The organism is uncultured Stenotrophomonas sp. (assembly GCF_963519125.1).
GTDB lineage: Bacteria > Pseudomonadota > Gammaproteobacteria > Xanthomonadales > Xanthomonadaceae > Stenotrophomonas.
In genome coordinates this window covers 17,206-43,120 of the sequence record NZ_CAUQLJ010000018.1, presented here as the reverse complement: position 1 = coordinate 43,120, position 25,915 = coordinate 17,206, and the positions used below count along the sequence as shown (strand labels likewise).

General features: G+C 66.6%; 21 protein-coding genes and 1 pseudogene. 10 read left to right on the top strand and 12 right to left on the bottom strand.

Annotation, left to right across the window (positions count from 1 at the left end; translation table 11 throughout):
• Positions 1-70 precede the first annotated feature (70 nt).
• The 9 genes from RYM47_RS15140 to ccmA form a co-directional block, all read right to left on the bottom strand.
• A complete protein-coding gene (locus RYM47_RS15140; RefSeq protein ID WP_315388898.1) occupies positions 71-1,069 on the bottom strand; it encodes a cytochrome C biogenesis protein in 999 nt (332 codons plus the stop codon).
• Positions 1,063-1,467, bottom strand: a complete 405-nt coding sequence (locus RYM47_RS15135; protein WP_315388897.1) for a cytochrome c-type biogenesis protein — start codon at positions 1,465-1,467, stop codon at positions 1,063-1,065. Before RYM47_RS15135 ends, RYM47_RS15140 begins: the two co-directional genes overlap by 7 nt.
• Positions 1,468-1,552: 85 nt before the next feature.
• Positions 1,553-2,164: a DsbE family thiol:disulfide interchange protein gene (locus tag RYM47_RS15130; protein WP_315388866.1), complete on the bottom strand. Its 612-nt coding sequence runs from the start codon at positions 2,162-2,164 to the stop codon at positions 1,553-1,555.
• A gap of 4 nt (positions 2,165-2,168) precedes the next feature.
• Positions 2,169-4,088 carry a heme lyase CcmF/NrfE family subunit gene (locus tag RYM47_RS15125; protein WP_315388865.1) on the bottom strand — a complete coding sequence of 640 codons (1,920 nt, stop codon included), beginning with the start codon at positions 4,086-4,088 and terminating at the stop codon, positions 2,169-2,171.
• Positions 4,089-4,550, bottom strand: a complete 462-nt coding sequence (gene ccmE / locus RYM47_RS15120) for a cytochrome c maturation protein CcmE (protein ID WP_315388864.1) — start codon at positions 4,548-4,550, stop codon at positions 4,089-4,091.
• Positions 4,547-4,732 carry a heme exporter protein CcmD gene (gene ccmD / locus RYM47_RS15115; RefSeq protein WP_315388863.1) on the bottom strand — a complete coding sequence of 62 codons (186 nt, stop codon included), beginning with the start codon at positions 4,730-4,732 and terminating at the stop codon, positions 4,547-4,549. Before ccmD ends, ccmE begins: the two co-directional genes overlap by 4 nt.
• A complete protein-coding gene (gene ccmC, locus RYM47_RS15110) occupies positions 4,729-5,505 on the bottom strand; it encodes a heme ABC transporter permease CcmC (RefSeq protein WP_315388862.1) in 777 nt (258 codons plus the stop codon). The genes ccmD and ccmC overlap by 4 nt, the downstream gene beginning before the upstream one ends.
• Before the next feature lie 46 nt (positions 5,506-5,551).
• Positions 5,552-6,247 carry a heme exporter protein CcmB gene (gene ccmB / locus RYM47_RS15105; RefSeq protein WP_070208422.1) on the bottom strand — a complete coding sequence of 232 codons (696 nt, stop codon included), beginning with the start codon at positions 6,245-6,247 and terminating at the stop codon, positions 5,552-5,554.
• Complete coding sequence (ccmA, locus tag RYM47_RS15100) at positions 6,244-6,909, bottom strand: heme ABC exporter ATP-binding protein CcmA (protein WP_315388861.1); 666 nt, start codon at positions 6,907-6,909, stop codon at positions 6,244-6,246. The genes ccmB and ccmA overlap by 4 nt, the downstream gene beginning before the upstream one ends.
• A 30-nt stretch (positions 6,910-6,939) precedes the next feature.
• Here ccmA and RYM47_RS15095 point away from each other — a divergent pair, with 30 nt between their 5' ends.
• From RYM47_RS15095 to RYM47_RS15075, 5 genes are all read left to right on the top strand, one after another.
• Positions 6,940-8,088: a pyridoxal phosphate-dependent aminotransferase gene (locus tag RYM47_RS15095; protein ID WP_315388860.1), complete on the top strand. Its 1,149-nt coding sequence runs from the start codon at positions 6,940-6,942 to the stop codon at positions 8,086-8,088.
• A complete protein-coding gene (locus tag RYM47_RS15090; RefSeq protein ID WP_315388859.1) occupies positions 8,088-8,918 on the top strand; it encodes an amidohydrolase in 831 nt (276 codons plus the stop codon). The genes RYM47_RS15095 and RYM47_RS15090 overlap by 1 nt, the downstream gene beginning before the upstream one ends.
• Before the next feature lie 205 nt (positions 8,919-9,123).
• Complete coding sequence (locus RYM47_RS15085; RefSeq protein WP_315388858.1) at positions 9,124-10,602, top strand: DUF1552 domain-containing protein; 1,479 nt, start codon at positions 9,124-9,126, stop codon at positions 10,600-10,602.
• 75 nt (positions 10,603-10,677) lie between these two features.
• Positions 10,678-14,814, top strand: a complete 4,137-nt coding sequence (locus RYM47_RS15080) for a DUF1592 domain-containing protein (RefSeq protein ID WP_315388857.1) — start codon at positions 10,678-10,680, stop codon at positions 14,812-14,814.
• A gap of 40 nt (positions 14,815-14,854) precedes the next feature.
• Positions 14,855-15,289 carry a hypothetical protein gene (locus tag RYM47_RS15075; RefSeq protein ID WP_315388856.1) on the top strand — a complete coding sequence of 145 codons (435 nt, stop codon included), beginning with the start codon at positions 14,855-14,857 and terminating at the stop codon, positions 15,287-15,289.
• A 58-nt stretch (positions 15,290-15,347) separates the two neighbouring features.
• On the opposite strand, the gene RYM47_RS15070 is transcribed toward RYM47_RS15075, so the two are convergent.
• The 3 genes and pseudogenes from RYM47_RS15070 to RYM47_RS15060 form a co-directional block, all read right to left on the bottom strand.
• Positions 15,348-17,087 carry a pseudouridine synthase gene (locus RYM47_RS15070; protein ID WP_315388855.1) on the bottom strand — a complete coding sequence of 580 codons (1,740 nt, stop codon included), beginning with the start codon at positions 17,085-17,087 and terminating at the stop codon, positions 15,348-15,350.
• Positions 17,080-18,065: pseudogene (gene scpB / locus RYM47_RS15065) on the bottom strand (SMC-Scp complex subunit ScpB). The gene RYM47_RS15070 and the pseudogene scpB overlap by 8 nt, the downstream one beginning before the upstream one ends.
• 15 nt (positions 18,066-18,080) lie before the next feature.
• Positions 18,081-18,986: a ScpA family protein gene (locus RYM47_RS15060; RefSeq protein ID WP_315388854.1), complete on the bottom strand. Its 906-nt coding sequence runs from the start codon at positions 18,984-18,986 to the stop codon at positions 18,081-18,083.
• A gap of 303 nt (positions 18,987-19,289) precedes the next feature.
• Here RYM47_RS15060 and RYM47_RS15055 point away from each other — a divergent pair, with 303 nt between their 5' ends.
• The 5 genes from RYM47_RS15055 (at position 19,290) to RYM47_RS15035 (ending at position 25,889) form a co-directional block, all read left to right on the top strand.
• Positions 19,290-19,589, top strand: a complete 300-nt coding sequence (locus RYM47_RS15055; protein ID WP_315388853.1) for a YciI family protein — start codon at positions 19,290-19,292, stop codon at positions 19,587-19,589.
• Positions 19,586-19,855 (top strand): BolA family protein, encoded by a 270-nt coding sequence (locus tag RYM47_RS15050; RefSeq protein ID WP_315388852.1) that lies wholly within the window; start codon positions 19,586-19,588, stop codon positions 19,853-19,855. The genes RYM47_RS15055 and RYM47_RS15050 overlap by 4 nt, the downstream gene beginning before the upstream one ends.
• A gap of 148 nt (positions 19,856-20,003) precedes the next feature.
• A complete protein-coding gene (locus tag RYM47_RS15045) occupies positions 20,004-21,041 on the top strand; it encodes a LacI family DNA-binding transcriptional regulator (RefSeq protein WP_315388851.1) in 1,038 nt (345 codons plus the stop codon).
• A 54-nt stretch (positions 21,042-21,095) separates the two neighbouring features.
• Positions 21,096-24,155 carry a TonB-dependent receptor gene (locus tag RYM47_RS15040; RefSeq protein WP_315388850.1) on the top strand — a complete coding sequence of 1,020 codons (3,060 nt, stop codon included), beginning with the start codon at positions 21,096-21,098 and terminating at the stop codon, positions 24,153-24,155.
• Positions 24,156-24,260: 105 nt separating this feature from the next.
• Entirely contained in the window at positions 24,261-25,889 is a 1,629-nt protein-coding gene (locus tag RYM47_RS15035) for a glucoamylase family protein (RefSeq protein ID WP_315388849.1), read from the top strand.
• Positions 25,890-25,915 lie beyond the last annotated feature (26 nt).

The window sequence follows — 25,915 nt, the reverse complement described above, 5'->3', positions numbered from 1 at the left end:
GTAGAGCCATGCCCTGCGTGGCTGTCGGGATATGGATCGATGCGGCATCCCAGCCACGCAGGGCGTGGCTCTACCGCAGGGTTATCTCCACCGTGTCCTTGTGCGGCAGTTTCACCCGCACCACCGGCGAATCAATATCGCCCGCCTGCCGGTTCGCCTGGCCGCTGGCCGAGATCCTGGCAAACACCTCCACCTCGTCCAACGACGACAGCTTCGCAGTCGGCATCGGGCTGTCGCCGTCGTCCAGGGTGATCTGCAGCGGCACGTCGGCCAGCCGGTGCTTCTGCACCGCCACCGGCATCGGCGGGCCTCCGGGCATGCGTGCGATGACGAACACCGTGGCGTCGGCTGGCAGCGCTGCCTTGTCGACACCCTTGCCCAGCGTCACTGAGATGTTCAGTGCCTTCGCGCCCTGTTCGGATGGCATCGGGGCGTGCGATTCGCCTGCCTTGCTACGTGCAATGGCGATCTGCTCACGCAGCGCGCTGGCCGCTGCCGGTTCCAGCCTTGGCAACAGCGCCTCCCACGTGGCTGCTGCTTCCGCATTTTGGCCGCGCTGGCGCTGCGCGATGCCGATCAACCAGCCGGCGCGCTCGCTGTTGGGGTCTACCTGCTGGGCATGGCGCAGCCACTGCAGGGCGACGTCGTCGAACCGCTTGGACGGGTCGGCCTCGGCGCGCGCCTGCGCTGCTTCGACCAACACCGGCACTTCATCCGGGGCCAACCCCACCGCACGGGCGAACGCCTGGTTGGCCTTGTCCATGTTGCCCAGCGCCAGTTCCGAGCGACCCAGCAGGGCCCAGCCGTCGGCACGCTGCGGCTCGCGCGCCAACGCCGCTTCCAGGTCGCGCACGCCCTGTTCCAGCGACGCGGGCCCGGGTTCGGCCACCACGTCCATCGCCTTCGGCGTGCCCACCAGCATGTACAGCGCCACGCCGGCCACGCCCAGGGCGATCACGGCAGCAAGAAACGGTCCGCGCCGGCCGCTGCGGCGCAACGGCCACAGCACCACCATGGCCACCACCGCGGCACACAGCCCGGCAATCACCTGCATCCACGCGCTCACCAGCGTTCCTCGCTGTCGCCCATCGGTTGCACCTGGCGGCTGCGTCGCCGCACCACCCAGAACAGTACGCCGGCACCGGCCAGGACCAGCACCAGCGGGCCGAACCACAGCACGCTGTTGCGGGTGTCCATCAGCGGGCGATACAGCACGAACTCGCCGTAGCGATCCACCAGGAACTGCTTGATCTCTGCGTCACTCTTGCCTTGCTGCATCAAGGTCAGCACTTCGCGGCGCAGGTCGTGCGCGATCTGCGCGTTGGAGTCGGCCAGCGACTGGTTCTGGCACTGCACGCAGCGCAGCTCGGCGGCCAGCGCATGGAAGCGCGCCTCTTCTGCGGCGTCGCGATACTGCAGCGGGGTCGGGTCGGACACCGCCTGGGCCGACGCTGCCAGCGGCATCATCAACGCCAGAACGAGCACCAACACCGACGCAACAGCCAACCCCGCTAGCGCACGACGATAAGTCGTGCGGCACGCGGTGTCGGAATTACTCCGCAGGCGGCGTCGTAGTACGCGGCTGAGCATGGGCACCTTCCAGTTTCTCCAGTTCCGGCAACAACTGCGTATCGATCACGCGCTGGCTCAGCGCACCGCTGTACTTCCAGCGCACCACGCCGCTGGCATCGACCAGGAAGGTTTCCGGCGCAGCGGTCACGCCCCAGTCGATCGCGGTGCGGCCTTCGATGTCGCTGAGCACCAGTACGAACGGGTTGCCCAACTGTTCCAGCCACCGCAGCGCGTCGGCCGGTTCGTCCTTCCAGTTGTAGCCGATCACGCGCACGCGCTTGGTTTCGGCGAAGCGGGTCAGGATCGGGTGTTCCTCGCGGCAGGCCGCGCACCAGCTGCCCCACACGTTCAGTACGTACGGCGCACCGCGCAGCTCATTGCTGCTGACCTTGATCTCCGGGTCGTGCAGCACCGGCAATTCGAATGCAGGCGCGGGCTTGCCGATCAGCGCCGAGGGCAGGATGTCGCGGTCCGGTGCGCCGGACTTCATCACCCCGTACACCATCAGCCCGAGCAGCCCGAAGAAGAACAGCACGCCGATGACGATGGCCACGGGCGGCAGCGGGCGGGAGGCGGGGCGGGGATCGGACACGGAACTACTCCTGGAAACGACGGAAACGGCGGTCGGCGGCGGTGACGAAGCCACCCAGTGCCATCAGCAGGGCACCGAACCAGACCCAGCGCACGAACGGTTTGACATGCACGCGTACGGCCCACGCATTGTTGCCCAGCGACTCGCCGAGCGCCACGTATACGTCGCCACGCACGCGTGCATGGATGCCGGCTTCGGTCATCACCTGGCCGCCGCTGGCGTACGCGCGTTTTTCGGGATGCAGCAGGGCCAGTTCACGTCCTCCGTGCAGCACGCGGACATGGCCACGGTCGGCCACGTAGTTGGGGCCCTGCTGGTGGTCCACGCCTTCAAAGCGCAGGGTGTAGCCGCTCACCTCGAGGGTCTGGCCGGGCGCGAGCGCCACTTCGCGCTGCACGTTCAACGCCTCCACCAGCAGCGCGCCAACCAGGAACACCGCTACGCCGCTGTGGGCGAGCAGCATGCCGACCATCTCCGCGTTGAAACGGCCATTGCCGCGCAGGCGTGTCCACACAAACCGCGCGGTGCCCAGCGCGACCCAGGCGGCGGCGGCAACACCGGCGGCGGCCTTGAGCTTGCCCTGCGGCGCCATGAACCAGGCCAGCACGCCCAGCACCAGTGCCAGTCCCGCCCACGGCGCGAGCAGCGCCAGCCGCTTCGAGGCCTGGTCGCGCTGCCAGTTGACCAGCGGTCCGAACGGAAGCAGTGCCACCAGCGGTGCCATCAACACGATGAACAGCGTGCCGAAGTAGGGCGGCCCCACCGAGACCTTGCCCAGTCCCAGCGCGTCGGCCAGCAGCGGGTACAGGGTACCCAGCAGCACCATCGCGCAGGCACCGGCCAACAGCAGGTTGTTGGCCAGCAGCAGGGTTTCGCGCGAGGTGGGCATGAAGCCCTTGCGCGGATCGTCGCTGCCCAGTGCACCGGCGCGCAGCGCGTAAAGCAGCAGCGCCGCGCCGACCACCAGGGCCAGGAATACCAGGATGAAGGCGCCGCGCGAGGGATCGGCCGCGAACGAATGCACGCTGGTCAGCACGCCCGAGCGGACCAGGAACGCGCCGAGCAGCGAAAGCGCGAACGCGGCGATGGCCAGCAGCAGGGTCCAGCTGGCGAAGCTGCCGCGCTTTTCGGTTACCGCCTGCGAATGGATCAGCGCCGCGCCGGCCAGCCACGGCATGAAGCTTGCGTTCTCGACCGGGTCCCAGAACCACCAGCCGCCCCAGCCCAGTTCGTAATACGCCCACCAGCTGCCCAGTGCGATGCCGAGGGTCAAAAAGCCCCACGCCACGTTGGTCCACGGCCGGGTCCAGCGCAGCCAGCGCGCATCCACGCGGCCGTCGAGCAGCGCGGCGATGGCGAACGCGAACGGGACCGCAAAGCCCACGTAACCGACGTACAGCATCGGCGGGTGGATGATCAGCCCGGGATCCTGCAGCAGCGGGTTGAGGTCACGGCCTTCCAGCGGTGCCGGCAGCAGGCGCGCGAACGGGTTGGAGGTGAAGAACAGGAACGCGATGAAGCCCAGGCTGATGATGCCCATCACCCCGAGCACGCGCGCACGCACGGTGTCGGGCAGGCGCTTGGACCACAGCGCCACCGCGCCGCCCCACAGCGCCAGCACCAGCACCCACAGCAGCAATGAGCCCTCGTGCGCGCCCCATACCGCCGAATAGCGATAGGCCAGCGGCAGCAGGCTGTTGGAATTTTCGGCCACGTAGGCCACCGAGAAGTCCTGCTGCACGAACGCCACGGTGAGCAGGACGAACGCGCCGGCGATCAGCAGCAGCTGGGCGAACGCGGCCGGACGGGCCACCGCCATCCACGCCGCCTGCCCGCGCTGCGCGCCCCACAGCGGCAGTACCGCCTGCAGCAGGGCGGCCAGCAATGCGCACAGCAGCAGGACCTGCCCCAGTTCCGGCAGCACTCAGCGGGTCTCCACGGCAGGCATCGGCACGTCATGCTTGGTGTGCGCCTTGCCCATCTTGTCGGCCACTTCCTTGGGAATGTAGTTCTCGTCGTGCTTTGCCAGCACTTCATCGGCGACGAACACGCCGTCCTGCAGGCGGCCCATGGCGACCACGGCGGAGTCCTCGCGGAACATGTCCGGCAGGATCCGCGAGGTACTCACCGGTAGGGTGGCGTCGCCGTCGGTGACCACGAAGTGCGCGTCCAGCGAGCCTTCGGCGCGCTGGAACGAGCCTTTGACCACCATTCCGCCGAGACGGAAGTTCGACTGCGTGCCGTGTTCGCCGCGCAGCACTTCCGAGGGCGTGTACAGGTAGGCGATGTTGCGCTGGAGCGCGAACGCCACCAGCGTGGTGGCCAGCCCGGAGGCGAGCAGCACCAGCAGCACCCACACCATCCGGCGCCGTTGCACCGGGGTCATCGGCTCAGCTCCGTGGTCAGCGGGGCGGCCGCAGTGCGACTGTCGCGCGCCTGCTGCCGCTGCTGGCGTTGCAGGGCCTGTCTGCGGGCGGCGCGCAGGCGCAGCCGCGAGCCCAGCAGGTCGGCGGCCAGCACCAGCACGAATACGGCGTACGCCGCGATCAGGAAGGGCACATGGGTCATCGGGTCGGCTCCTGCAGTGTGGTGCCCTCGGCGTGGCCGAGGCGTTCGGCCACCCAGGCCTTGCCGGCCTCGCGGGCGAGATTGTCGGCGCGGGCCTTGGCCAGCAGCGAGCCGACGAACCACAGCTTGGTGGCCACCACCATCCACCACAGCGGTGCGATCAGTTCGGAGCGCACCGCGTTGTCTCCGAACACATTGATCGACTGGCGCTGGTGCAGGCCGCCCCACCAGTCCACCGAGTAACGGATGATCGGCAGCAGGCCCACACCCACGATGGCCAGCAGCCCGGCCGCGCGCGCGGCGCTGCGGCGGTCTTCAATGGCGTGGTACAGGCCGATCACGCCCAGGTACAGGAACAGCAGGATCAGCTCGCTGGTCATGCGCGGATCCCAGTCCCACCAGGTGCCCCAGGTGCCCTTGCCCCAGATGCTGCCGGTCAGCAGGGTGATCAGGGTGAAGCCGGCGCCCATCGGCGCGCATGCCATGGCCAGGATCTCGCAGATCTTGATCCGCCAGACCAGTGCGATGGCCGAATACAGCGCCATCAGCGCGAACACGAACAGGCTCATCCAGGCGCTGGGCACATGGATGTAGATGATGCGGAAGGCGTCGTTCTGGTTCTGTTCGGCCGGCACCACCCAGAGGCCCTGCCAGATGCCGATCAGCAGCACGGGGATCGCAGCGAGGTAGAACACCTTCGACCAGCGCGAGGCGAAACGGTCGAAAGTGGGCGGCGAACCGACTTGATGGAACCAGCGAACGAGGGCATTCATGCGGCGATGGCTATCCAGCGGAGGGCTATGAACCGGCAAACACAACTCAACTCAACGAAATCCGTATCGCAGCGGCGGTGGCCAACGGGGCCAGCACCAGCGCGACCACCAGCCCGGCACCGAGCAGCAGCAGCGCGCCGACCGGATCCTGTCCGCGTGCGGCGGCGGCCACGCTGCCTGCACCGAACACCAGCACCGGTACGAACAGCGGCAATGCAAGCAGCGCAACGAGAATACCAGAGCGCCGAATGCTCACCGTCAGCCCCGCGACCACGCCACCGATCAGGCTGAGCAGCGGCGTGCCGAGCAGCAACGATGCCAGCAGTATCGGCAACTGGTCATGTGGCAGATGCAGCATTTCGGCAAGAAGTGGACTCACCACGATCATCGGCAGGGCGGTGGTGGCCCAGTGCACCAGCACCCGTACCAGCACCAGCCAGGCCAGTGGCACCGGCGCCAGCAGCCACTGTTCGAGCGAGCCGTCTTCGGCATCGCTGCGGAACAGGCTGTCCAGCGCCAGCTGCCCGGCGAGCAGCACGGCCAGCCACAGCACGGCGGCGGCAACTTTCGCCATCAGCGGCGGGTCGCGGCCCAGCGCCAGCGCGAACAGCACCACCACCAGCAGCGCGAACAGCAGCGGCTGCAGGGCATCGCCGCGACGCCGCCAGAGCAGGCGCAGATCGCGTCCCGCCAGTGCTTTCGCCGTCTGCCAGAGCCCGGGCTGGGTGCCAGGCGCGATCATGCATCCCCCCGTACCGGGCTCTGCCCGGCCGCTTCCAACTGGATCAATCGCGTGCGCACCGGCGGCGCCGCATACGCCCCATGGGTGGTCACCAACGCCGCCCCACCGCCGCGCAGGTGCGCGGAAATCATCCGGTTTACCAGGTTGATCCCGTCCAGGTCGAGGTTGGCGTAAGGCTCATCCAGCAGCCACAGCGGGGCCGGGGACAGCCAGATCCGGGCCAGCGCCAGTCGTCGCTTCTGGCCCGCCGAGAGCTGCCGTACCAGCGTGCTCTCGTAACCCGCCAGGCCCACGATGGCCAGCGCGTTGCCCGGCATCTGGCGCGCGCGGCGGCCGTGCAGTCCGCACAGGAAGTTCAGGTTCTCCAGCGTGTCCAGGTCCGGCTTCAGGCCGGGCAGGTGGCTCAGGTAGGCCACGAACCGGGCCCGCTCGGCACGACCGGCGGGGCGCCCGTCGATCTGGATCTGCCCGCTGCCAGGCCGCAGCAACCCGGCCAGCACCCGCAGCAGGGTGGTCTTGCCAGCACCGTTGTCGCCCTGCACCAGCAGCGCCTCGCCCGCATCGACCTGCAGGTCGAGCGGCCCGAACACCGGTTCATCGTTGCGGCTGAAGGTGAGGCCAGAGGCGACCAGCAACGGCGGGGTATTCGTGGAATTGAGCATGCCCGCCAGTGTACGGTTTAGACTGTCCGAATGACCATCCAGACCAAGCTGCCCAAGGTGGGCACCACCATTTTCACCGTGATGTCCCAGCTGGCCGCCGAACACGGCGCCGTGAACCTTGGCCAGGGCTTCCCGGACTTCTCCGCGCCGCAGCGGCTCATCGATGAAACCGTCAAGGCCATGCAGGCCGGGCTGAACCAGTATCCCCCGATGACCGGGGTGGCGCCGCTGCGCCAGGCCATCGCGCAGAAGTCGCTGGACCTGTACGGCGCGCAGGTCGATCCGGACACCGAGATCACCGTCACCAGCGGCGCCACCGAGGCGATCTTCAACGCCATCCACGCCGTGGTGCGCCCGGGCGAGGAAGTGATCGTGCTGGACCCGGCCTACGACTGCTACGAGCCGGCCATCGACCTGGCCGGCGCGCGTGCCGTGCACGTGCCGCTGGACCCGCAGAGCTTCCGCGTCGACTGGGACCGCGTGCGCGCGGCGATCACCCCGAAGACCCGCCTGCTGATGGTCAACACCCCGCACAACCCGTCCGGTGCGATGCTCGACGCCGACGACATGCAGGCCATCATCGACCTGCTGCGCGGCACCGGCATCTACCTGATCTCCGATGAAGTGTACGAACACATCATCTACGACGGTCGCCGCCACGAGTCGGCGCTGCGCTACCCGGAACTGCGCGAGCGCACGTTCGTCATCTCCAGCTTCGGCAAGACCTACCACTGCACCGGCTGGAAGATCGGCTATGCGGTGGCGCCGCCGGCGATGAGCGCCGAGTTCCGCAAGGTGCACCAGTACAACACCTTCACCAGCTTCGGCCCGGCCCAGTACGGTTTCGCCGCGATGATCCGCGACGAACCGGAACACCACCTGGAACTGGGCGCGTTCTACCAGGCCAAGCGCGACCGCTTCCGCGAGCAGCTGCTGGGCACGCGCCTGAAGCCGCTGCCGGTGCCGGGCGGGTATTTCCAGCTGGTCGATTATTCGGCGATCAGCGACCTGCCGGACCATGAGTTCGTGAAGTGGCTGACCATCGAAAAGGGCGTGGCCGCCATTCCGTTGTCGCCGTTCTATGAAACGCCGCCGCAGGGCCAGCGCATCGTGCGCCTGTGCTTTGCCAAGAACGACGCCACCATGGACGCGGCGATCGAACGCCTGAAGGTGCTCTGATGACCGCCGAGCTCCGCCGGGACCTGCGCATCACCCTGGTCCAGGGCAATACGCGCTGGCACGATCCCGACGGTAACCGTGAACACTACGGCGCACTGCTGGCGCCGTTGGCCGGCCAGACCGACCTGGTGATCCTGCCGGAGACCTTCACCAGCGGGTTCTCCAACGACGCCATCTTCCGTGCCGAAGGCATGGACGGCCCAACCGTCGCCTGGATCCGCGAACAGGCTGCGCGACTGGGTGCAGCGGTGACCGGCAGCGTGCAGCTGCGGGTGGGCGAGGGCGTGTTCAACCGACTGCTGTGGGCGACCCCGGACGGCGAACTGCAGTATTACGACAAGCGCCACCTGTTCCGTTACGGCGACGAACACCTGCGCTACGCCGCCGGCAGCGAGCGCCTTACCGTGGAATGGAAGGGCTGGCGGATCAATCCGCTGGTCTGCTACGACCTGCGCTTCCCGGTCTTCTGCCGCAACCGGTACAACGTCGAACGCGCCGATGCGCTGGACTTCGACCTGCAGATTTTCGTGGCCAACTGGCCCTCGGCGCGTGCGTATCCGTGGCGCACGCTGCTGCGCGCGCGTGCCATTGAAAACCTGTGCTATGTCGCCGCGGTCAATCGCGTTGGTGTGGACGGCAACGACCTGCAGTACGACGGCGACAGCGCGGTGATCGATTTCCTGGGCCAGCCGCAGCTGGAAGTGCGCAACAGCGAGCAGGTAGTCACCACCACGGTGTCTGCGGCCGCACTTGCCGCGCATCGCGCACGCTTCCCGGCGATGCTCGATGCCGATGCGTTCACCCTGGGTGGTCCCAACCTGCAGGGCTGACTTCACCCGGTTTTAATAGGACGGGGCGCAACCTGCGGCCAATTCCACTGGGCCTGTGCATGGCCAGTGGAATTTGAATTCAACGGGGGTCGAATTCACGTTGGGGACCTCCCATGAAGACCTGCGCAGCGGCCATTCGGTCGGCGTCTGAGAACCTGTACACCGCAGTGGGTATTTCCTGCAGGATGACGCAGGAGACCGCCCGATGAGCATCTCGATCTCCCGCCGTAGACTGTTGCTGGGTCTGGCCGCCGCCGGCGGACTGGGCGCCCTGGGCGCAGGCGCGTACTACCTCAATCGTGCATCGCTGGCCCGCTGGGCGGTGGATGGGCGCGAGTTGAAGGGGGCGCTGCAGGGCGGCAAGCCCAAGGTTGTGTTCGTGATCCTTGCCGACGGGTTGGGGACGCTCAACATGAACAACCAAACACCCAACCAGGATCCACCGACCGACCCTGACGAGCGCCAGATCTGGCATCCCTGGGACGGCGAGGTGGGCAACAACAGTTACCGCTCGCTGGGGCTGGATGTGGAAGGTCCCATTCTGGCGATGCTGAGCAGCGAGCTGGAGCCTTACCGCTCGCAATCGCTCTACATCCGCGGTACATCGCTGGCTGGCAACTACGAAGCGCACAACGGCTGGGCATCATGCCTGCGTGACGGCCGCAGGCAGCAGGCAAGCATCGACCACATCATCGGGCAGAACCTGCAGAACTACACGGCCACGCAGAAGGCGGTGTTCTGCGGTCACATCACGCACAACCCGACGTTCCGGGTGTCCTACTCTGCCGGCGGTACGGCGATCCGGGACATGCAGAGCAATCCCCACCGCCTGTTCGCAAGCCTGTTCCCCGACCAGGCCGGGCGCAGCCGGAGTGGCGGCAAGCACGTGTTCGACCCGGCCCTGGCCGACCTGCGCGAACTGAAGGAAGGAATGTCCCCGCGCGAACGGCAGAAGTTGGAGTTGCACCTGGACGCAATCGAGCAGGTGCAGAAGGATCTGGACAGCGGCCCGGTGGAGCCTTCGCCGGGCTGCGACCCGACCCTGCCCGAGTTCGAAGAATCGTGGCTCTCCGACCACCGCCGCAGGGCGGATGTGCTGGCGGGAACGTCCAGCGTGCTGGCGACGGCACTGGCCTGCGGTGCGACCCGGGTAGCCACCTTCCAGGTCGGCGCCAGCTCGGAAAACCAGGCCGTCTATTTCGATCCGTATGGCGACGGTACCGGGCCGACGTTTGTCGACAATGCGCACGAGGCCGCGCACCAGAATCGCGGCAGCGGCCCGGACGAGAAGCGCATCCTGTGGCAGCAGTCACGGGTCTGGTACGTCAACCGTCTCAAGGCGTTGCTGGACGACCTGGCCCGGCACCAGGATCCGGACGTGCCGGAAGATTCGCTGCTCGACCACACCCTGGTGGTAGTGACCAGTGAGCTGTCCGACGGCCGTCCCGAGACCAGTATGGACCTGCCGATGGTGATGATCGGAGGCACCAGGTCGCATGGTTTGAACGTCGGCAACAGCAACAACGGTCGCTTCATCCATGTCGGTGACCAGGGCGACAAAATGGACGAGATTGGACAACACGTCACCATCGAGCGGATCTGGACGACGGTGGCACAGTCGATGGGGGTGGAGTCGGGTTACAGCCTTCCACCGGTCGGCGGCATTTTCAGCGGCATCCGCTGAATGCGGTGACAGGCTGCAGGCGCGGCATGCGGCATGAATTCAACGGGGGTCGAATTCACACATTGGGGACCTCCGATGAAAGCCGGGATCGCGGTGGTTGCGCTGATGATGGCGCTCGCGTTGGGTGGATGCCGCCGGGAGGAGGGCGGCTCCGGTTCTGCCAGGGCAACGTGCGATGACCCGCAGTGGGCGCCGGACAGCGGCTACGTCATCGGCGATACGGTGCAGCACCTGGGGCAGCGTTACGAGTGCCATGGGCACGCGGGCTGGTGCAACCAGGAGGTCTACGAACCCGATGGACAGAACGATTACTGGGAGGACACATGGACGCACCTGGGCGCCTGCATGGGCCCCGATCCGGATCCCGATCCGCAGGGAAACCGCATCACCCTGGAACTGCCGTCCGACATCGAACATGGCACCGGCGCGCCCGCCGGTGAGATCACCGGCAAGCTGCAGTGCGGCCAGGATGTCCACCCGATCCAGGGCAACTGGGGGCAGACCGTTGTCATCGACGAGCTGAAACAGTGCAATTACGTGCTGATCCTGGACAGCAGCAGTGCAGGCGCGCCGATGGATACCGGCCGTGTGCTGCGGATCACCGAACCAGCCGGCCAGAACGTCGTGTTCAAGCCGCGCTTCCGCCGCTTGCCGGATGTAGCCCGCCTGAAGGGGCTGCCGGGCATCAAGGTCGAATTGTTCGCCTCGGGTCTGGATCAACCCCGGCAGATGGCGCTCAACGATGCGGGCACCGTGCTGTATGTGGGCAGCAGTGCCATTCCGCATTGGGCGGACGTGCCGGTGGGCGACGGCAGCACCGCCAACCGTCGTGCCCAGGTGCTGTACGCGCTGGAATTGAACGCGCAGAAGACCGGCACCACGGCCACGTACGTGATCGGTACCGGACTGGAGGAGCCGCATGGCGTCGCCTATCGCAAGGGCACGCTGTACTACGCGACCAGCGGCAGCCTTCGCCGCATCGACGACATCGACAACAAGTACCGCACCGGTGCGCTGATCGGTACCGAGGTCTGGAAATTCCCGGCTGACGACACCGCGTTCCCGATGCCGGACGTACCGCCGTGGCGGTGGTACCACCAGAAGCACTCGCTGCACTTCAACACCTTCGATCCCACCGATGAGTGGATCTACACGGACGTGGGCATTCCGTGCAATGTCTGCATCACCACCAAGGACACCCGCTACGGCACGATCCTGCGCGTCAACCCGGCCACCGGCGCGTCCGAAGTGCTGGCGCGCGGCATACGCAATGCCGTGGGCATGGACTGGCAGCCGGCCACCGGCACGGTCTGGTCAGGCGACAACAACCGCGACGGGTTCGACAATCCCGATGAGTTGAACGTGTTCAACATGATGCGGGCGCCGCGGCATTACGGCGCGCCCTACGTATTCGGCCGCGACACCGTCGGCATCACCGACTCGGAGTGGGAGCGTCGCGAGGAACTGGATGCGCTGCGGATTCCACAGGGTGCCATCCTCAGCGACAAGGCGCCTACGGACATCAATACGCTGAACTTTTCGCCGCCCGCGTTCGATTTCGGCAGCAACTTCGCACCGCTTGGCATCCGCTTCTGGAAGAGCTACGCGCCGCAGCGCGGCCGCCAGTACCTGCTGGCCGCCGTGCACAGCAAGGGCAGCGACGAGCGCCCGGGCATGAACATCACGGTGTTCACGCTGGAAGGCGACACGGTGGAAGCCTCGATTCCACTCGTGCAGGGCTGGCGCGGCACCGGCCCGACCACACCGTCCGGCCGCATGCAGGAGAACGGCTGCATCGGCAGTCCAGTGGAGTTCCTGCCCATGCCGGACGGCTCGCTGCTGGTCAGCGACGACATCTCGGGCAACATCTACCGGCTCACCTATGCCACCGACGAACTGCCGGCCACGACGCTGACGCTGAGGGCGCCGGCGGCACCTTCGGCGGACGTGGCCGGTCAGCAGGTGGTGGGGTTCCTCACCGGGCCGGACGGGGATCGTCGCGATTTCGGCCTGGCCTGGGGCAAGAAGCTGGCGCTGACCGGCCTGGCACACGGTGACTACAAGGTGGAATGGAAGCCGTTCGACGAGTGGGTGCCGGAACAGCGTGAGATGCATGCGACCCTGGGCGCGGGTGCGCCGGACGCCGAGGTCGCTGCCACCTACATCGAACGGCCGGAGGTCAACGTCGAACTCACCCTGCAGGCGCCGGCCAAGCCCGCCGGCGCACTGGCCGAGACCTGGCAGGTGCAGCTGCGCAAGGGCAACCAGGGCTGGGTGCCGGTGGACGTGGCCTGGGGTGGCCAGGCCAAGGTGGCGCTGGAGTATGGGGACTATGTGGTGCATTACCCGTACACCGAAAAGGCGTACCCCGAGCCGATGCGCGAACGCATCCAGGTGGACTACGACACCGCGCCGATCACCCGGACCACCGCCTACACGGTGGTGGAAGACCTCGGCAAGCAGGTGCTGCTGGACGACCCCAACGGCTGCGTGGGCTGCCACTCCGCGACCAGCTGGAACGATCCGGTCAAGGCGATGCGCTGGGTGGAGAATGTCGATGCGCTGAAGGAAAAGATCATCGGCATGACCACCAACATGACCGCCAACGGCACCCACTGCGACGGTGTCTGCGCGTCGGAGATCTCCGATTACCTGGTGAATACGGTCTGGCGCGAGTACAGCAACCCGGGTCCGCAGGCCGGCCCGCGCCAGCTGCGCATGCTGGCCCGCACCGAGTATGCGAACGCGGTGCATGACGTGCTCGGCGTGACAGTGGATCCGGAAGACCTGCCAGACAACAAGGCCGATGGCCCGGACTTCATCTATCCGGTCGAAGCCATTGCCAGCACCTTTACCGCAGAGGACGTGCGCAAGTACTACGACACCTCGTTGAAGGTGCACGACGCGATCGACGAAGCCGCGTTGGCCACCCGCTACGGCAGCACGGCGGCCGACTTCGTGGCAAACCTCGGGCGCGAGCTGTTCCGGCGCCCGCTGTCTGCGGCCGAGAAGACCCGATACGGAACCGTGTTTGGAGAACCGGAGGGGGGCGCGCGGGGCGTGGCGCTGGCGATGCTGGCCTCGCCGTATTTCCTGTATCGCTCGGAGATGGGAACCCCGGATGCGGACGATGCGCTGTTCACCCTGACCCCCTACGAGCGGGCTACCGCGTTGTCGTTCACGCTGCTGGGTACCACGCCGGATGCGGCGCTGCTGGACAAGGCAGGCAACGGCGAACTGGACACGGAGCAGCAGGTACAGGCGGTGGTCGACGGCATGCTGGCCGACCCGCGCGCGGCGCAGCAGCTGACCCGCTTCGTGTCTTACTACGCCGGCCTTGCCCCGGGTATTCCGGTATCGCCGCGTCCCGGACTGGACGCAGCGATGATCTCGGACATGCGCGATGAGTTCCGGATGACCCTGGAAGAGAACTTCGGCGAAGGCTCCGGCACCGTACGCGAAGCGTTCAATCCGGGCTATACCTATCTCAACGAGGCGCTGGCCAATCACTATGCCATCGGTGGGGTCAGCGGCAGCGCGCTGAAGAAGATCACGCTGTCGACCGAGCAGGCGCACTGGCGGGGTGGCGTGCTGAACGCCGGTCTGTTCCCGGTCAAGTACGCCAACAATCACTCCACCTCGCTGGTGATGCGCGGCTTCGTCATCCGCAACAGCCTCTTCTGCCAGGCGTTCGCGTCCAATGCACTGCGGCCGGACCCGGACCCGTATCCGGACCGTCCGATCGGCGAGCGCGAGAAGTGGCATATCAACACCGGCCCTGACGCATCGAGCGGCACCTGCTGGACCTGCCACAAGTTCTTCAACGACACCGGCGCGTCGATGGAGAACTTCGACCAGACCGCGAAACTGCGCCAGACCGAACTGGGCATCAACGAGGGCTACACCGACCAGGAGGTGCCCATCGATGCCTCCGGGCCGTTCATCGACACGTCCGGCGGCAATTGGGTGGACCATATCGATGATGTGCGTGGCATTGCCGGGCACGTCGCCGACAACCGCGAGGCGATGATGTGCCTGGCCAGCGGCTTCTATCGCTACGCCATGGGCGCACGGCCGGACAAGTCCAGCCTGAAGACGGTGTCGAAGGCGCGCGACACGCTGCTGCATGACGGCGACGTGCGCAGGCTGGCGTCTACCTTGCTGACCGCTGAAACGATGAACCGCCGCATGGACGAGGCGCCCGCCAAATGAGCTAGATTCGGCCTCGTTACCCTGGTACGAGGCCACCCTGATGAAGAAGCGTTTCCTGGCACTGATGAGTCTGGCCAGCCTGGGCGCGGTTCCCGCCGCCCAGGCGGCGGGCAACATCGATTGCGAACTGCAGTACAACCTCGCCGGATGGTCTGTGTTCTACAAGACCGCCTCCGGCACCGGCACCATCAGCTGCGACAACGGCGCGCGCATTCCGGTCAAGATCACCGTCAAGGGCGGCGGCCTCAGCGTGGGCAAGTCGACGGTCACCAACGGCAAGGGCAAGTTCAGCGGGGCGTACTCGCTCAACGACCTGATCGGCTCGTACGCGTCGGTCGAAGCGCACGCCGGCGCCGACAAATCCAGCAGCGCGCAGGTGGTCACCAAGGGCGATGTGTCGCTGGCCCTGGCCGGCACCGGCAAGGGCTGGGACCTGGGCATTGCGGGCGCCCGCTTCACCATCGAACGCCGATAAGTCACACGGTGGATCCAAACGAAAAAACCCGGTCATTGACCGGGTTTTTTCAGTTCACTCAGCCGCCGCGCGGACCACCGCCACGGTGGCCGCCGCCGCCGGGGCCGCGATTTCCGCCCGGACGGGCGCCGCCGGGACGACCGCCCGGACCGCGCGCACCCGGACCACCGGGGCCGCGATTGCCGCCGGGGCCACCCGGGCCACGGTTGCCACCCGGGCCGCCCGGACCGCGGTTGCCCGCAGGACGATTGCCGGCCGGACGCGCATTGCCGTACGGGCTGGCGCCCGGGTTGGCATGGTCGGACGGGAAGCTCGGGGCATTGCCCGGGTGACCGTACGGATGGCGCTGCGCGCCCTGGCCGCCGCGGTTGCCCGCGCCGGCACCGGCCGGACGACCCTGGCCGCCGAAGCCGCCACGGCCTTCGCCGCCACGACCTTCACCGCCGAAACCGCCGCCGCTGCGCTCACCGTAGGCGCCACGGCCCTGGCCGCCTGCGCCGCCCGGACCCTTCGGCTTGCCGTACGGACGACCCTGGCCGCCGGCGCCGGCGCCGGCACCCGGACCACGCGCGCCCGGGCCACGGGCAGCGCCCGGACCGGCATTGCGGTGGTTGCTCGGGCCGGTGCTCACGCCATCGGGCACGTACCAGCTGCGGAACGCGGCCGGGTTGCCTTCGGGCAGGGCGCGGTTGCCCTTGTCGGGACGCTGCTTGAACGGACGCTGCGACTGCTTGGCCGCCGCTTCGCCGGTGACCGTCAGGCCACCCTTGAAACCGCCGCCCTTGCCGCCGCGACCGCGGCCGCGGTCTTCGCGCACGTTGTCGAAACGACGCAGCTCGCGGCCTTCATCGGCCTGGTTGTGGCCGTTGACGTAGGCATTGCCACGGCCACCCTCGCGCGAGACGCGCACGGTGGTCTTGGCGGCGCGGCGCTGGCCGATCACCGGCTGCAGGGTCAGCGCCGACGGCGCGCCTTCTTCCAGCTTCAGCTGCGCACGCAGGGCTTCCACCTGGGTGGTGCCCAGTTCCACCGAATGGCCACGGGCCAGTTCGCGCGGCAGGCTCACCTTGCCGTAGCGGGTGCGCTTCAGGCGGCTGACCTGGCAGCCCTGCGATTCCCACAGGCGGCGCACTTCGCGGTTGCGGCCTTCCTTCACCACGACGCGGAACCAGTCGTGCGAATCGGTACCGCCGATGCGTTCGATCTCGTCGAATTTGGCCGGGCCGTCTTCCAGTGCCACGCCACGGGTGAGGCGGTCGACGATGGCGTCGGAGACCTTTTCCTCGCCTTCCGGCGCACGCACGCGGACCACGTATTCGCGCTCGACCTCGAACGACGGGTGCATCATGGCGTTGGCCAGTTCACCGTCGGTGGTGGCCAGCAGCAGGCCGGTGGTGTTGATGTCCAGGCGGCCGATCGCGATCCAGCGCGCGCCCTTCAGCGGCGGCAGCGATTCGAACACGGTCGGGCGGCCTTCCGGATCATCGCGGGTGGTCACTTCGCCTTCCGGCTTGTTGTAGACCAGCACGCGCGACGGCTCGGCCAGGGCGGTGGCGACGAAGCCACGGCCATCCAGCTCGATCTTGTCGCCACTCTTGACCGACATGCCGGTCTGCGCGACTTCACCGTTGACCTTGACCAGGCCTTCGGCGATGCGCTGTTCCAGCGCGCGGCGCGAGCCGAGGCCGGCCTGGGCCAGCACCTTGTGCAGGCGCTCTTCGAGCTTGGGCTGTTCGGTAGCGGTTTCGCGCTTGAGCGAAAGCTTGTTCAACGACAGCTTGCGGGGGGTGTCACTCATTTACTTGGCTCCGGCCGGCGACGTTTCGTCGGCCTCTGGTTCGGGATCGGCTTCGTCAACAGCCACGGTCGTCGTCGCGACGGCGTTGTCTTCGGTTTCTTGATGGTGCGCCGTGCGGTCTACCGGCACGGAATCGGGGTCGCCATCGCTGGCGGGTGAATCGTCTTCGGCGGCTTCCGCGGTGGCGGGCGCGTCGATATTGTCCTGCGTGTCGTCCTGTTCCGCCAGTCGGGCCGACATCAGGGCGGTGCGGGCGGCGGCACGGGCCGCGTTGGGGTCCAGCGGCGGTTCCGGTTCCGGTTCGGAATCAGAAGGTTCGTCGGTGTCGGCCGGCATGTCGTCCGCGCCGGCCGGCGTTTCGTCGTTGTCAGCTTCCGGCGTCGCTGCACCTGCAGCAATCCGGCCAGCTGGCTGGCCATCGGTGTCCAGCGGCAGCTGCGGTTCCAGTTCGCCCAGGTCGCGCAGCTCGGACAACGGCGGCAGTTCGTCCAGGCGCTTGAGCCCGAAGTAATCCAGGAAACCCTTGGTGGTCCCGAACAGCGCCGGCTTGCCGGGCACGTCGCGGTGGCCGATCACGCGGATCCATTCGCGTTCTTCCAAGGCCTGGATGATGTTGCTGCTGACCGCCACGCCACGAACCTGCTCGATCTCGCCGCGGGTGATCGGCTGGCGGTAGGCGATCAGCGCCAGGGTTTCCAGGGTGGCGCGGGTGTAACGGGTCTTGCGCTCGGTCCACAGCCGGGTGATGAAGCCGTGGACCTCGTTGGTGACCTGGAAGCGGAAGCCGGAGGCGACCTCGACCAGCTCCACGCCACGGTCGGCGCAGCCTTCGCGCAGCAGTTCCAGCGCGCGTTCGATGCTGCCCGGCGGCGCCGGTTCCTCTTCCGGGAACAGGCCCTGGAGCTGGGCCAGGGTCAGCGGCTGGCTCGAGGCCAGCAGCGCCCCTTCGACAATGCGGTTGATCAGCGGTTGATCCATGCGTGGGTCGGGTGCTCAGTCGGATTCGTTGGCGGCGTCGGCGTCGTCGAACTCGCTGTTGAACTGCAGCGGTTCGTTGGTGTTGCCGGCGGCCAGGGATTTGACGTAGATCGGCGCCAGCGGCGCTTCCTGCACGATGTCCAGCAGCTGTTCCTTGGCCAGTTCGAGCAGGGCCAGGAAGGTGACCAGCACCCCCAGCTTGCCTTCTTCGGCGGTGAACAGCGTTTCAAAACGATAGAACCTGCCGTCTTCCAGACGGCCCAGCACGTCGCCCATGCGCTGGCGGACGCTGAGGGCCTCGCGCTTGATCGCGTGGCCGGTGAACAGCTCGGCGCGCTTGAGCACGTCGTGCAGCGCCAGCAGCATTTCCTTCAGGTCCACCGGCGGCGGCAGCTTGATCGCCGCGCGGTCGGGCACGAAGGCATGCGCCAGGCTGGTGTCACGGTCCTGGCGGGGCAGGGCGTCGATATCCTCGGCAGCCTGCTTGAAACGTTCGTACTCCTGCAGCCGTCGCACCAGTTCCGCGCGCGGGTCGCCTTCCTCGCCTTCGATGCTCGGCGGGCGCGGCAGCAGCATCCGCGACTTCACCTCGGCCAGGATCGCGGCCATCACCAGGTACTCGGCGGCCAGTTCGAAACGCAGTTCCTGCATGACATTGATGTAGTCCACGTACTGCCGGGTGATTTCGGCGACGGGGATGTCCAGGATGTCCAGGTTCTGCCGGCGGATCAGGTACAGCAGCAGGTCCAGCGGACCTTCAAACGCATCCAGGATGACTTCCAGCGCATCCGGCGGGATGTACAGGTCCTGCGGGATCTGCAGGACCGGTTGACCATGCACCACGGCCAGCGGCATTTCCTGCTGCTGCGGGGCGGTCGGCCGGGTTTGCGGGTTCGCGTCGAGCGCGAGTTCGGAAGTCATCAAGATTGACGTCGGTATTGCAACGGACCAGTTTGCTGCGCCGGACCCGGCCGCAAGCCATGACACGCCTGTGCCGGCGTGGTTCCACATTTCAAACAGCAGCAGGACGCGCTGCGAACGTGCAGCGACAGAACTACGGGAGGTCGTCTACGTGTGCTGGTGTGGGGCAGGGGGCCCGGTTCCGACCGGGTTGCTGCGTCCAGCCACGTGCAATGTGGACAAGAGTACGGCTTCACAACGGCAGTGTCCAGCGAGGCGGGCTAGAATCGCGGGGTTTGTTTAGCTGAGCCCCTGGAGTTGCCCGTGTGGTATGTGATTGAAGGCTATGACGGTACCGACGTACTGCCCGCCCGGCTGGCGGCGCGGCCGGCCCACCTGGCCCGCCTGGAAGCCCTGCGCGACGACGGTCGCCTGCTGCTGGCCGGCCCGTGCCCGGCCATCGACAGCGAAGACCCGGGTCCGGCCGGCTTCAGCGGCAGCGTGGTGATCGCCGCGTTCGATTCGCTGGAACAGGCCCAGGCCTGGGGCGCCGAAGACCCCTATGTGGAGGCCGGTGTATACACCCGCGTGCAGGTGCGTCCGTTCCGCAAGGTGCTGCCGTGAACCGGGTCGAGCGTATCCGCGAGGCCCTGCAGGCGGCCCTGGACCCGGTGCTGCTGGAGGTGGAAGACGATAGCCACCGCCATGCCGGCCATGAAGGCGCCCGCGACGGGCGCGGGCATTTCAACGTGCGCGTGGTCAGCGCCGCGTTCAAGGGCAAGCTGCCGCTTGCGCGCCACCGCATGGTCTATGCGGCCGTGGGCACGATGATGGAGACCGATATCCATGCGCTGTCCATCGACGCCCAGACCCCGCCAGAACAGGGCTGAAACCCTTGTCCTGCCTTGTCCCGGCAAGTCCCGGGGCGACCTCTACAAGACATCTCGAGGTTACCGCCGTGAGACATTCGCCTAACGGACTGTTTACATCCGGGAATGAAAACGCTTACATTCCGCGCCAAGCCCAGATCTCTAAGCCGTGGAGGGCGGCGAAGTGAACAAGGCAGCCATCACCATCAAAGATGTAGCCCGCGAAGCCCGCGTCAGCGTGGCAACGGTCTCGCGTGCCCTGAACGGCCATGAAAACGTCGCCGAGCCCGTGCGCAAGCTGGTGCTCGAGGTGGCAGCGCGCCTGCGCTACACCCCGCACGCGGCCGCCCGCAGCCTGAGCAGCCGGCGCACCAACACCATCGGTGTGGTGCTGCCCGACCTGTACGGCGAATTCTTCTCCGAACTGATGCGCGGCATCGACGGGGTGGCGCGTTCGCGCCGCCAGCACCTGCTGGTGTCCAGTTACCACGGCGACCAGGAGCAGCAGGGCGCGGCCCTGCGCGCCATGCGCGGCCGGGTCGACGGACTGCTGGTGCTGTCGCCGTATGCGGAGAGCCCGGGTTTCCTGACCGACAACCTGCCGCAGTCGCTGCCTACGGTGTTGATCAATACGTATCTGCCTGAGCAGGACCACCCCGTATTGAGCATCGACGACCATGCCGGTGCGATGGCGATGACCCGCCACCTGCTCGACGCCGGGCATCGCCGCATTGCCTTCATCGCCGGCCCCGACCTGAATTTCGATGCGCGCGAACGCCTGCGTGGTTTCCGCGATGCGCTGGCTGCGTTCGGCAGCGATGCGCAGGGCATCGAGCTGCCCGGCGACTTCGACGAAGCCTCCGGCCACCGTGCCGGGCAGGAGCTGCTGGCCGCCGGTGCATTGCCCGATGCGGTGTTCGCAGCCAACGACATGATGGCGCTCGGTTGCCTGTATGCGTTTGCACAGGCTGGCGTACGCGTGCCGGCCGATGTGGCGTTGGCCGGCTTCGATGACATTCCGCTGGCGCGTTTCGTTCACCCCTCGTTGACAACGATGCAGGTGAGTATCGCCGAGTTGGGCGACAAGGCGGCGACGCGCCTGCTGCAGTTGATGGATGGCAACAACACGGAGACGGAAGGCGACAAGCAGACGCTTGTACCCACCCTGATCGTGCGTGATTCAAGCAAGAAAAGCGTAACGCCGTAACTTCAAAAAAAGACAGGTGGCCGCAACGACGGCTTCCACCACCCGGAGATTTACATGACGTATTTCAATAACCGCACCCGCATGCCGGCCCGCCGCCTGCTCAGCAGTGCACTGGTCAGTTGCCTGTTGCTGGGTGCTGCGCCGGCCGTGATGGCACAGTCCGCTACCTCGTCGCTGCGCGGCCAGGTTGCCCAGGCCGAAGCCGGCACCGAAGTCACCGCCACCAACGTGGCCAGCGGCAGCGTCCGCCGTGCCACCACCCGCGCCGACGGCAGCTACTCGCTGATGGGCCTGGACCCGGGCACCTATGACGTGGTCGCCAATGGCCAGACCCAGAAGGTCACCGTGACCGTGGCCTCGACCGCGACGCTGAACTTCAGCGGCGCCGCCGCCAACGGGTCCACCGCCAACGCCACCAACCTCGACACGGTCAATGTGGTTGCGCCGACCCTGCTGCAGGAAGTGCGTACGTCCGAAGTGGGCAAGACGGTCAGCCTGCAGCAGATCCAGACCACCCCGCAGGTGTCGCGCAACTTCCTGGAGTTCGCCGACGCGGTGCCGGGCATGATCTTCACCCGTGACGCGAAGGGCAACACCTCGCTGCGCGGCGGTGCCACCAATGCCGACGGCACCAACGTCTACATCGATGGCGTGGGCCAGAAGAGCTACGTCAAGGGCGGCGGCGTCGCCGGCCAGTCCGGCAGCGCCGGCAACCCGTTCCCGCAGCTGGCCATTGGCGAGTACAAGGTCATCAGCGGCAACTACAAGGCCGAGTACGGCCAGGTCTCCAGCGCGGCAGTGACTGCGGCGACCAAGTCCGGTACCAATGAATTCAAGGGTGAGGCGTTCTACCGCTACACCGACGAAGACATGCGCGCCAAGACCCCGGCCGAGCGCCAGGAAGGCAAGACCAAGGAAGTTTCGGCCGAGAAGGAATACGGCTTCGCCCTGGGCGGCCCGATCGTGCAGGACAAGGCGCACTTCTTCGTGACCTACGAAGCCAAGCGCTTCGACCTGCCGGTGACCATCGCCCCGGAAGGCTCGGTGACCAACCGCGTCGGCCTGCTGCCGGCCGATGCCGCCGCCCAGCTCGGCCCGGCCAGCCAGCCGTTCCAGCAGGACCTGATCTTCGCCAAGATCGACGTCGAGCCGACCGACAACGACCGCATCGAGCTGACCTTCCAGGACCGCGACGAAACCCAGCAGCAGTTCAGCGGGCAGACCGCGCCGTCGCACGGCAAGGAAACCGAGAACACCGACCGTCGTTACGCGCTGCGCTGGAACCACAGCGGTGAGCGCTTCTACAACGAGCTGATGCTCACCCACGAAGATTCGTTCAACAACCCGGTGCCGCTGACCATCGGCAACGGCTACGTGTACACCGCACCGGACGGCACCGACGACCGCACCCTGGTGCAGATCGGCGGCGCCTCGGCGCTGGACTCGCAGGTCAAGGGCCAAAAGGGCTGGTCGATCGAAGACAACCTGACCCTGGACGGCATCCAGTGGGCCGGCGACCACACCATCAAGATGGGCGCCAAGTACAAGGAAATCGACCTGTACGCGTCCGACGCGCAGGAGATCAACCCGCAGTTCACCTATACCCTGGGCGATCCGGATTTCCCGTCCGACATCCCGTACAAGGCGCAGTTCGTCAAGCCGGTGACCGGCGTGTCGGGCGTGACCGGTGAAGTGCGCTCGAAGGTGAAGCAGATCGGTCTGTTCATCCAGGACGACTGGCAGGTCAATGACCACCTGCAGTTGAACCTGGGCCTGCGTTGGGACTACGAAAAGAACCCGACCTACCTGGACTTCGTGACCCCGCCGGAAGTGGTGGCTGCACTGTTCAGCCAGGATCCGCGCGCTGCTGCCGGCCAGACCTATGCGCAGTCGATGGCACTCGGCGGGCTGAACATCAACGACTACATCAGCAACGGCCACAACCGCAAGGCATTCAAGAATGCCTGGCAGCCGCGCGTTGGTTTCTCGTATGACATCAACGCCGACGAGATGCACGTCGTGCACGGTGGTGCCGGCCGTTCCTACGACCGCGACCTGTTCGACTACCTGCAGCTGGAAACCACCAAGCTGGCCCTGCCGCAGCCGACCATCTACTTCCGCAACCCCGGCACCGGCGCCTGCCTCAACGGCCAGGCCGCGTGCTACGACTGGGATCCGAACCTGCTCAATGGCATCCAGAACCTGCAGGCCCTGGTCGGTTCGACCAGCAATGCCGGGCTGGAAGTGGACATGCTCAACAACAACCTGAAGGCGCCGTACGCCGACCAGTTCAGCCTGGGCATGTCCAACCAGGTGGGCGAGTGGCTGACCGACGCCACCATCGCGCGTACGCTGACCTATGACGGCTTTGCCTTCACCCTGGGCAACCGCTACCCGACCGGCCAGTTCTTCGACGACCCGCGCCTGTGCGGCGGCACCTCGCCGGGCCTGAGCCAGGCCTGGAGCTGCAACATCCCGGGCTTCGGCAGCCTGATCATCGGCCAGCAGGGCATCAAGACCCGTGCCACGCAGGTGCTGCTGTCGGCGCAGAAGCCGTTCACCAAGGAAAGCGGCTGGGGCACCTCGGTCGCCTACACCTGGACCACGGCCCGCCACAACCGCGACATCAACGAGCATTACGCGTTCGACCGCGGCCTGATCACCGACTACCCGACCATCCGTTCCAACGGCGCGCCGCGTCACCGCATCGTGCTGACCGGTTCGTACGCCGGCTTCTGGGACATCACCTTCGGTGGCAAGATCACCCTGGCGACCCCGACCGCAGTGAACGACTGGTACCCGGTCACGCAGTCGACCGGTTTCGACCTGCCGACCCCGGGCGCCGCAGTGCCGGACGGCAACGGTCGCTTCCTGCTCGGTGGCAAGATCTGGGGCTACCGTTCGGTCGACCTGCAGGCGACGAAGACGTTCAAGATGCCGGGCGACACCGAGCTGTACGCGCGTATCGACATCATCAACGTGTTCAACTTCGACAACTTCTCCAACTACAACTACACCAAGTCCAACGGCAAGCTGCTGGCCAGCTACAACGAGACCGGCGATATCGTCGGTACGCCGCGCCAGGTGAAGGCAGAAGTCGGCTTCCGCTTCTGATCGCAACAGCCGGCGTCGCCTGAGGGCGGCGCCGGTTTTTTTCGCACACGGTTTGTAAACGATTTCAGTTGCAGGGACGTTATCCTCCCTGAAACGCACACGTAAATGAGGTGGTGGTCGATGAAGGCACGTCGTGTTCTGGCTCTGGCCGTGTTGGCTGCAGCGATCGTGGGCTGCAAGCCGCAGGCCGAAGAACAGCCCTCCAAGCCCAAGCCGCCGGTCATCCTGGTGGAGGCCGACGCCCCGCCGCGCCCGATGAAGCCGGAACTGCCGCCGCTGTTCGACGATATCGAACGCCGCACCTTCCAGTTCTTCTGGGATACCACCAACGAGGTCAACGGGCTCAGCCCGGATCGTTACCCGTCACGTCCGTTCGCCAGCATCGCCTCGGTAGGCTACGCGTTGACCGCCTACCCGATCGGCGTGGAAAACGGCTGGGTCAGCCGCACCCAGGCGGTGGACCGCACGCTGACCACCCTGAAATTCTTCCGCGACATGCCGATGGGCCCGCAGCGCACCGGCAAGGGTGGCTACAAGGGGTTCTACTACCACTTCCTGGACATGCAGCAGGGCCACCGCTATGACAGCTGGGTGGAACTCTCCAGCGTGGACACCGCACTGCTGATGATGGGCGTGCTGTTCGCGCAGTCCTATTACACCGGCGACGACGCGCGCGAGAAAGAAATCCGCGCCATCGCCGATACGCTGTACAAGCGCGTGGATTGGCCGTGGCTGCAGCAGCGCGCCCCGCTGATCTCGATGGGCTGGTTCCCGGAAAGCGGCTTCATCGACCATGACTGGATGGGCTACAACGAAGCGATGATGGTCTACATCCTCGCGCTCGGCTCGCCGACCCATCCGGTCAGCCCGGACGCGTGGACGGTGTGGACGCGTACCTACGACAACGACTGGGGCGTGTTCCAGGGCCAGGAATACCTGTCCTTCGGCCCGATGTTCGGCCACCAGTACAGCCACGTCTGGATCGATTTCCGCGACATCCAGGACGCGTACATGCGCGAACGCGGCAGCACCTACTTCCTCAACAGCCGCTCGGCCGCGCTGGCCCAGCGCGAGTACGCCATCGCCAACCCGGCGCAGTGGAAGGACTACGGCGAGAACGTGTGGGGTTTGACCGCCAGCGACGGCCCGCAGAACACCACCCAGGAGTTCCGTGGCGAGCAGCGCCAGTTCCGCCATTACTCCTCGCGCGGCGCCGGCCTGCGCGAGAACTTCGACGACGGCACCATCGCTCCGACCGCGGCGATCGCCTCGGTGGTGTTCGCCCCGGAGGAAGTGATCCCGGCCACGCTGGAAATGCACAAGCGCTACGGCGACTACCTGTATTCCAGCTACGGCTTCCTGGATTCGTTCAACCCCAGCTTCAACTTCGACATCCCCCTCAAGACCGGGCGCATCGTGCCCGACCGCGGGTGGGTGGCCAGCGACTACATCGGCATCGACCAGGGCCCGATCCTGACCATGATCGCCAACTACCGCAACGACTTCGTGTGGGACACGATGAAGAACAACCCGCACATCCGTCGCGGCCTGGAGCGCGCCGGTTTCAGCGGCGGCTGGCTGACCCCGGAAGGCGAGGACCAGCCGATGGAACTGCAGAAGGATGAAAAGGCCGCTGCAGCCCGCTCGATGGGCATCGCCGAGTCCCGTGCGGCCGCCGCGCAGGAACAGAAGAACAATTCCAATTCGAACCGCAACCAGCCCCAGGGGAAGTAAGCAGTGTTTTTGTCGTCGCGCCCCAA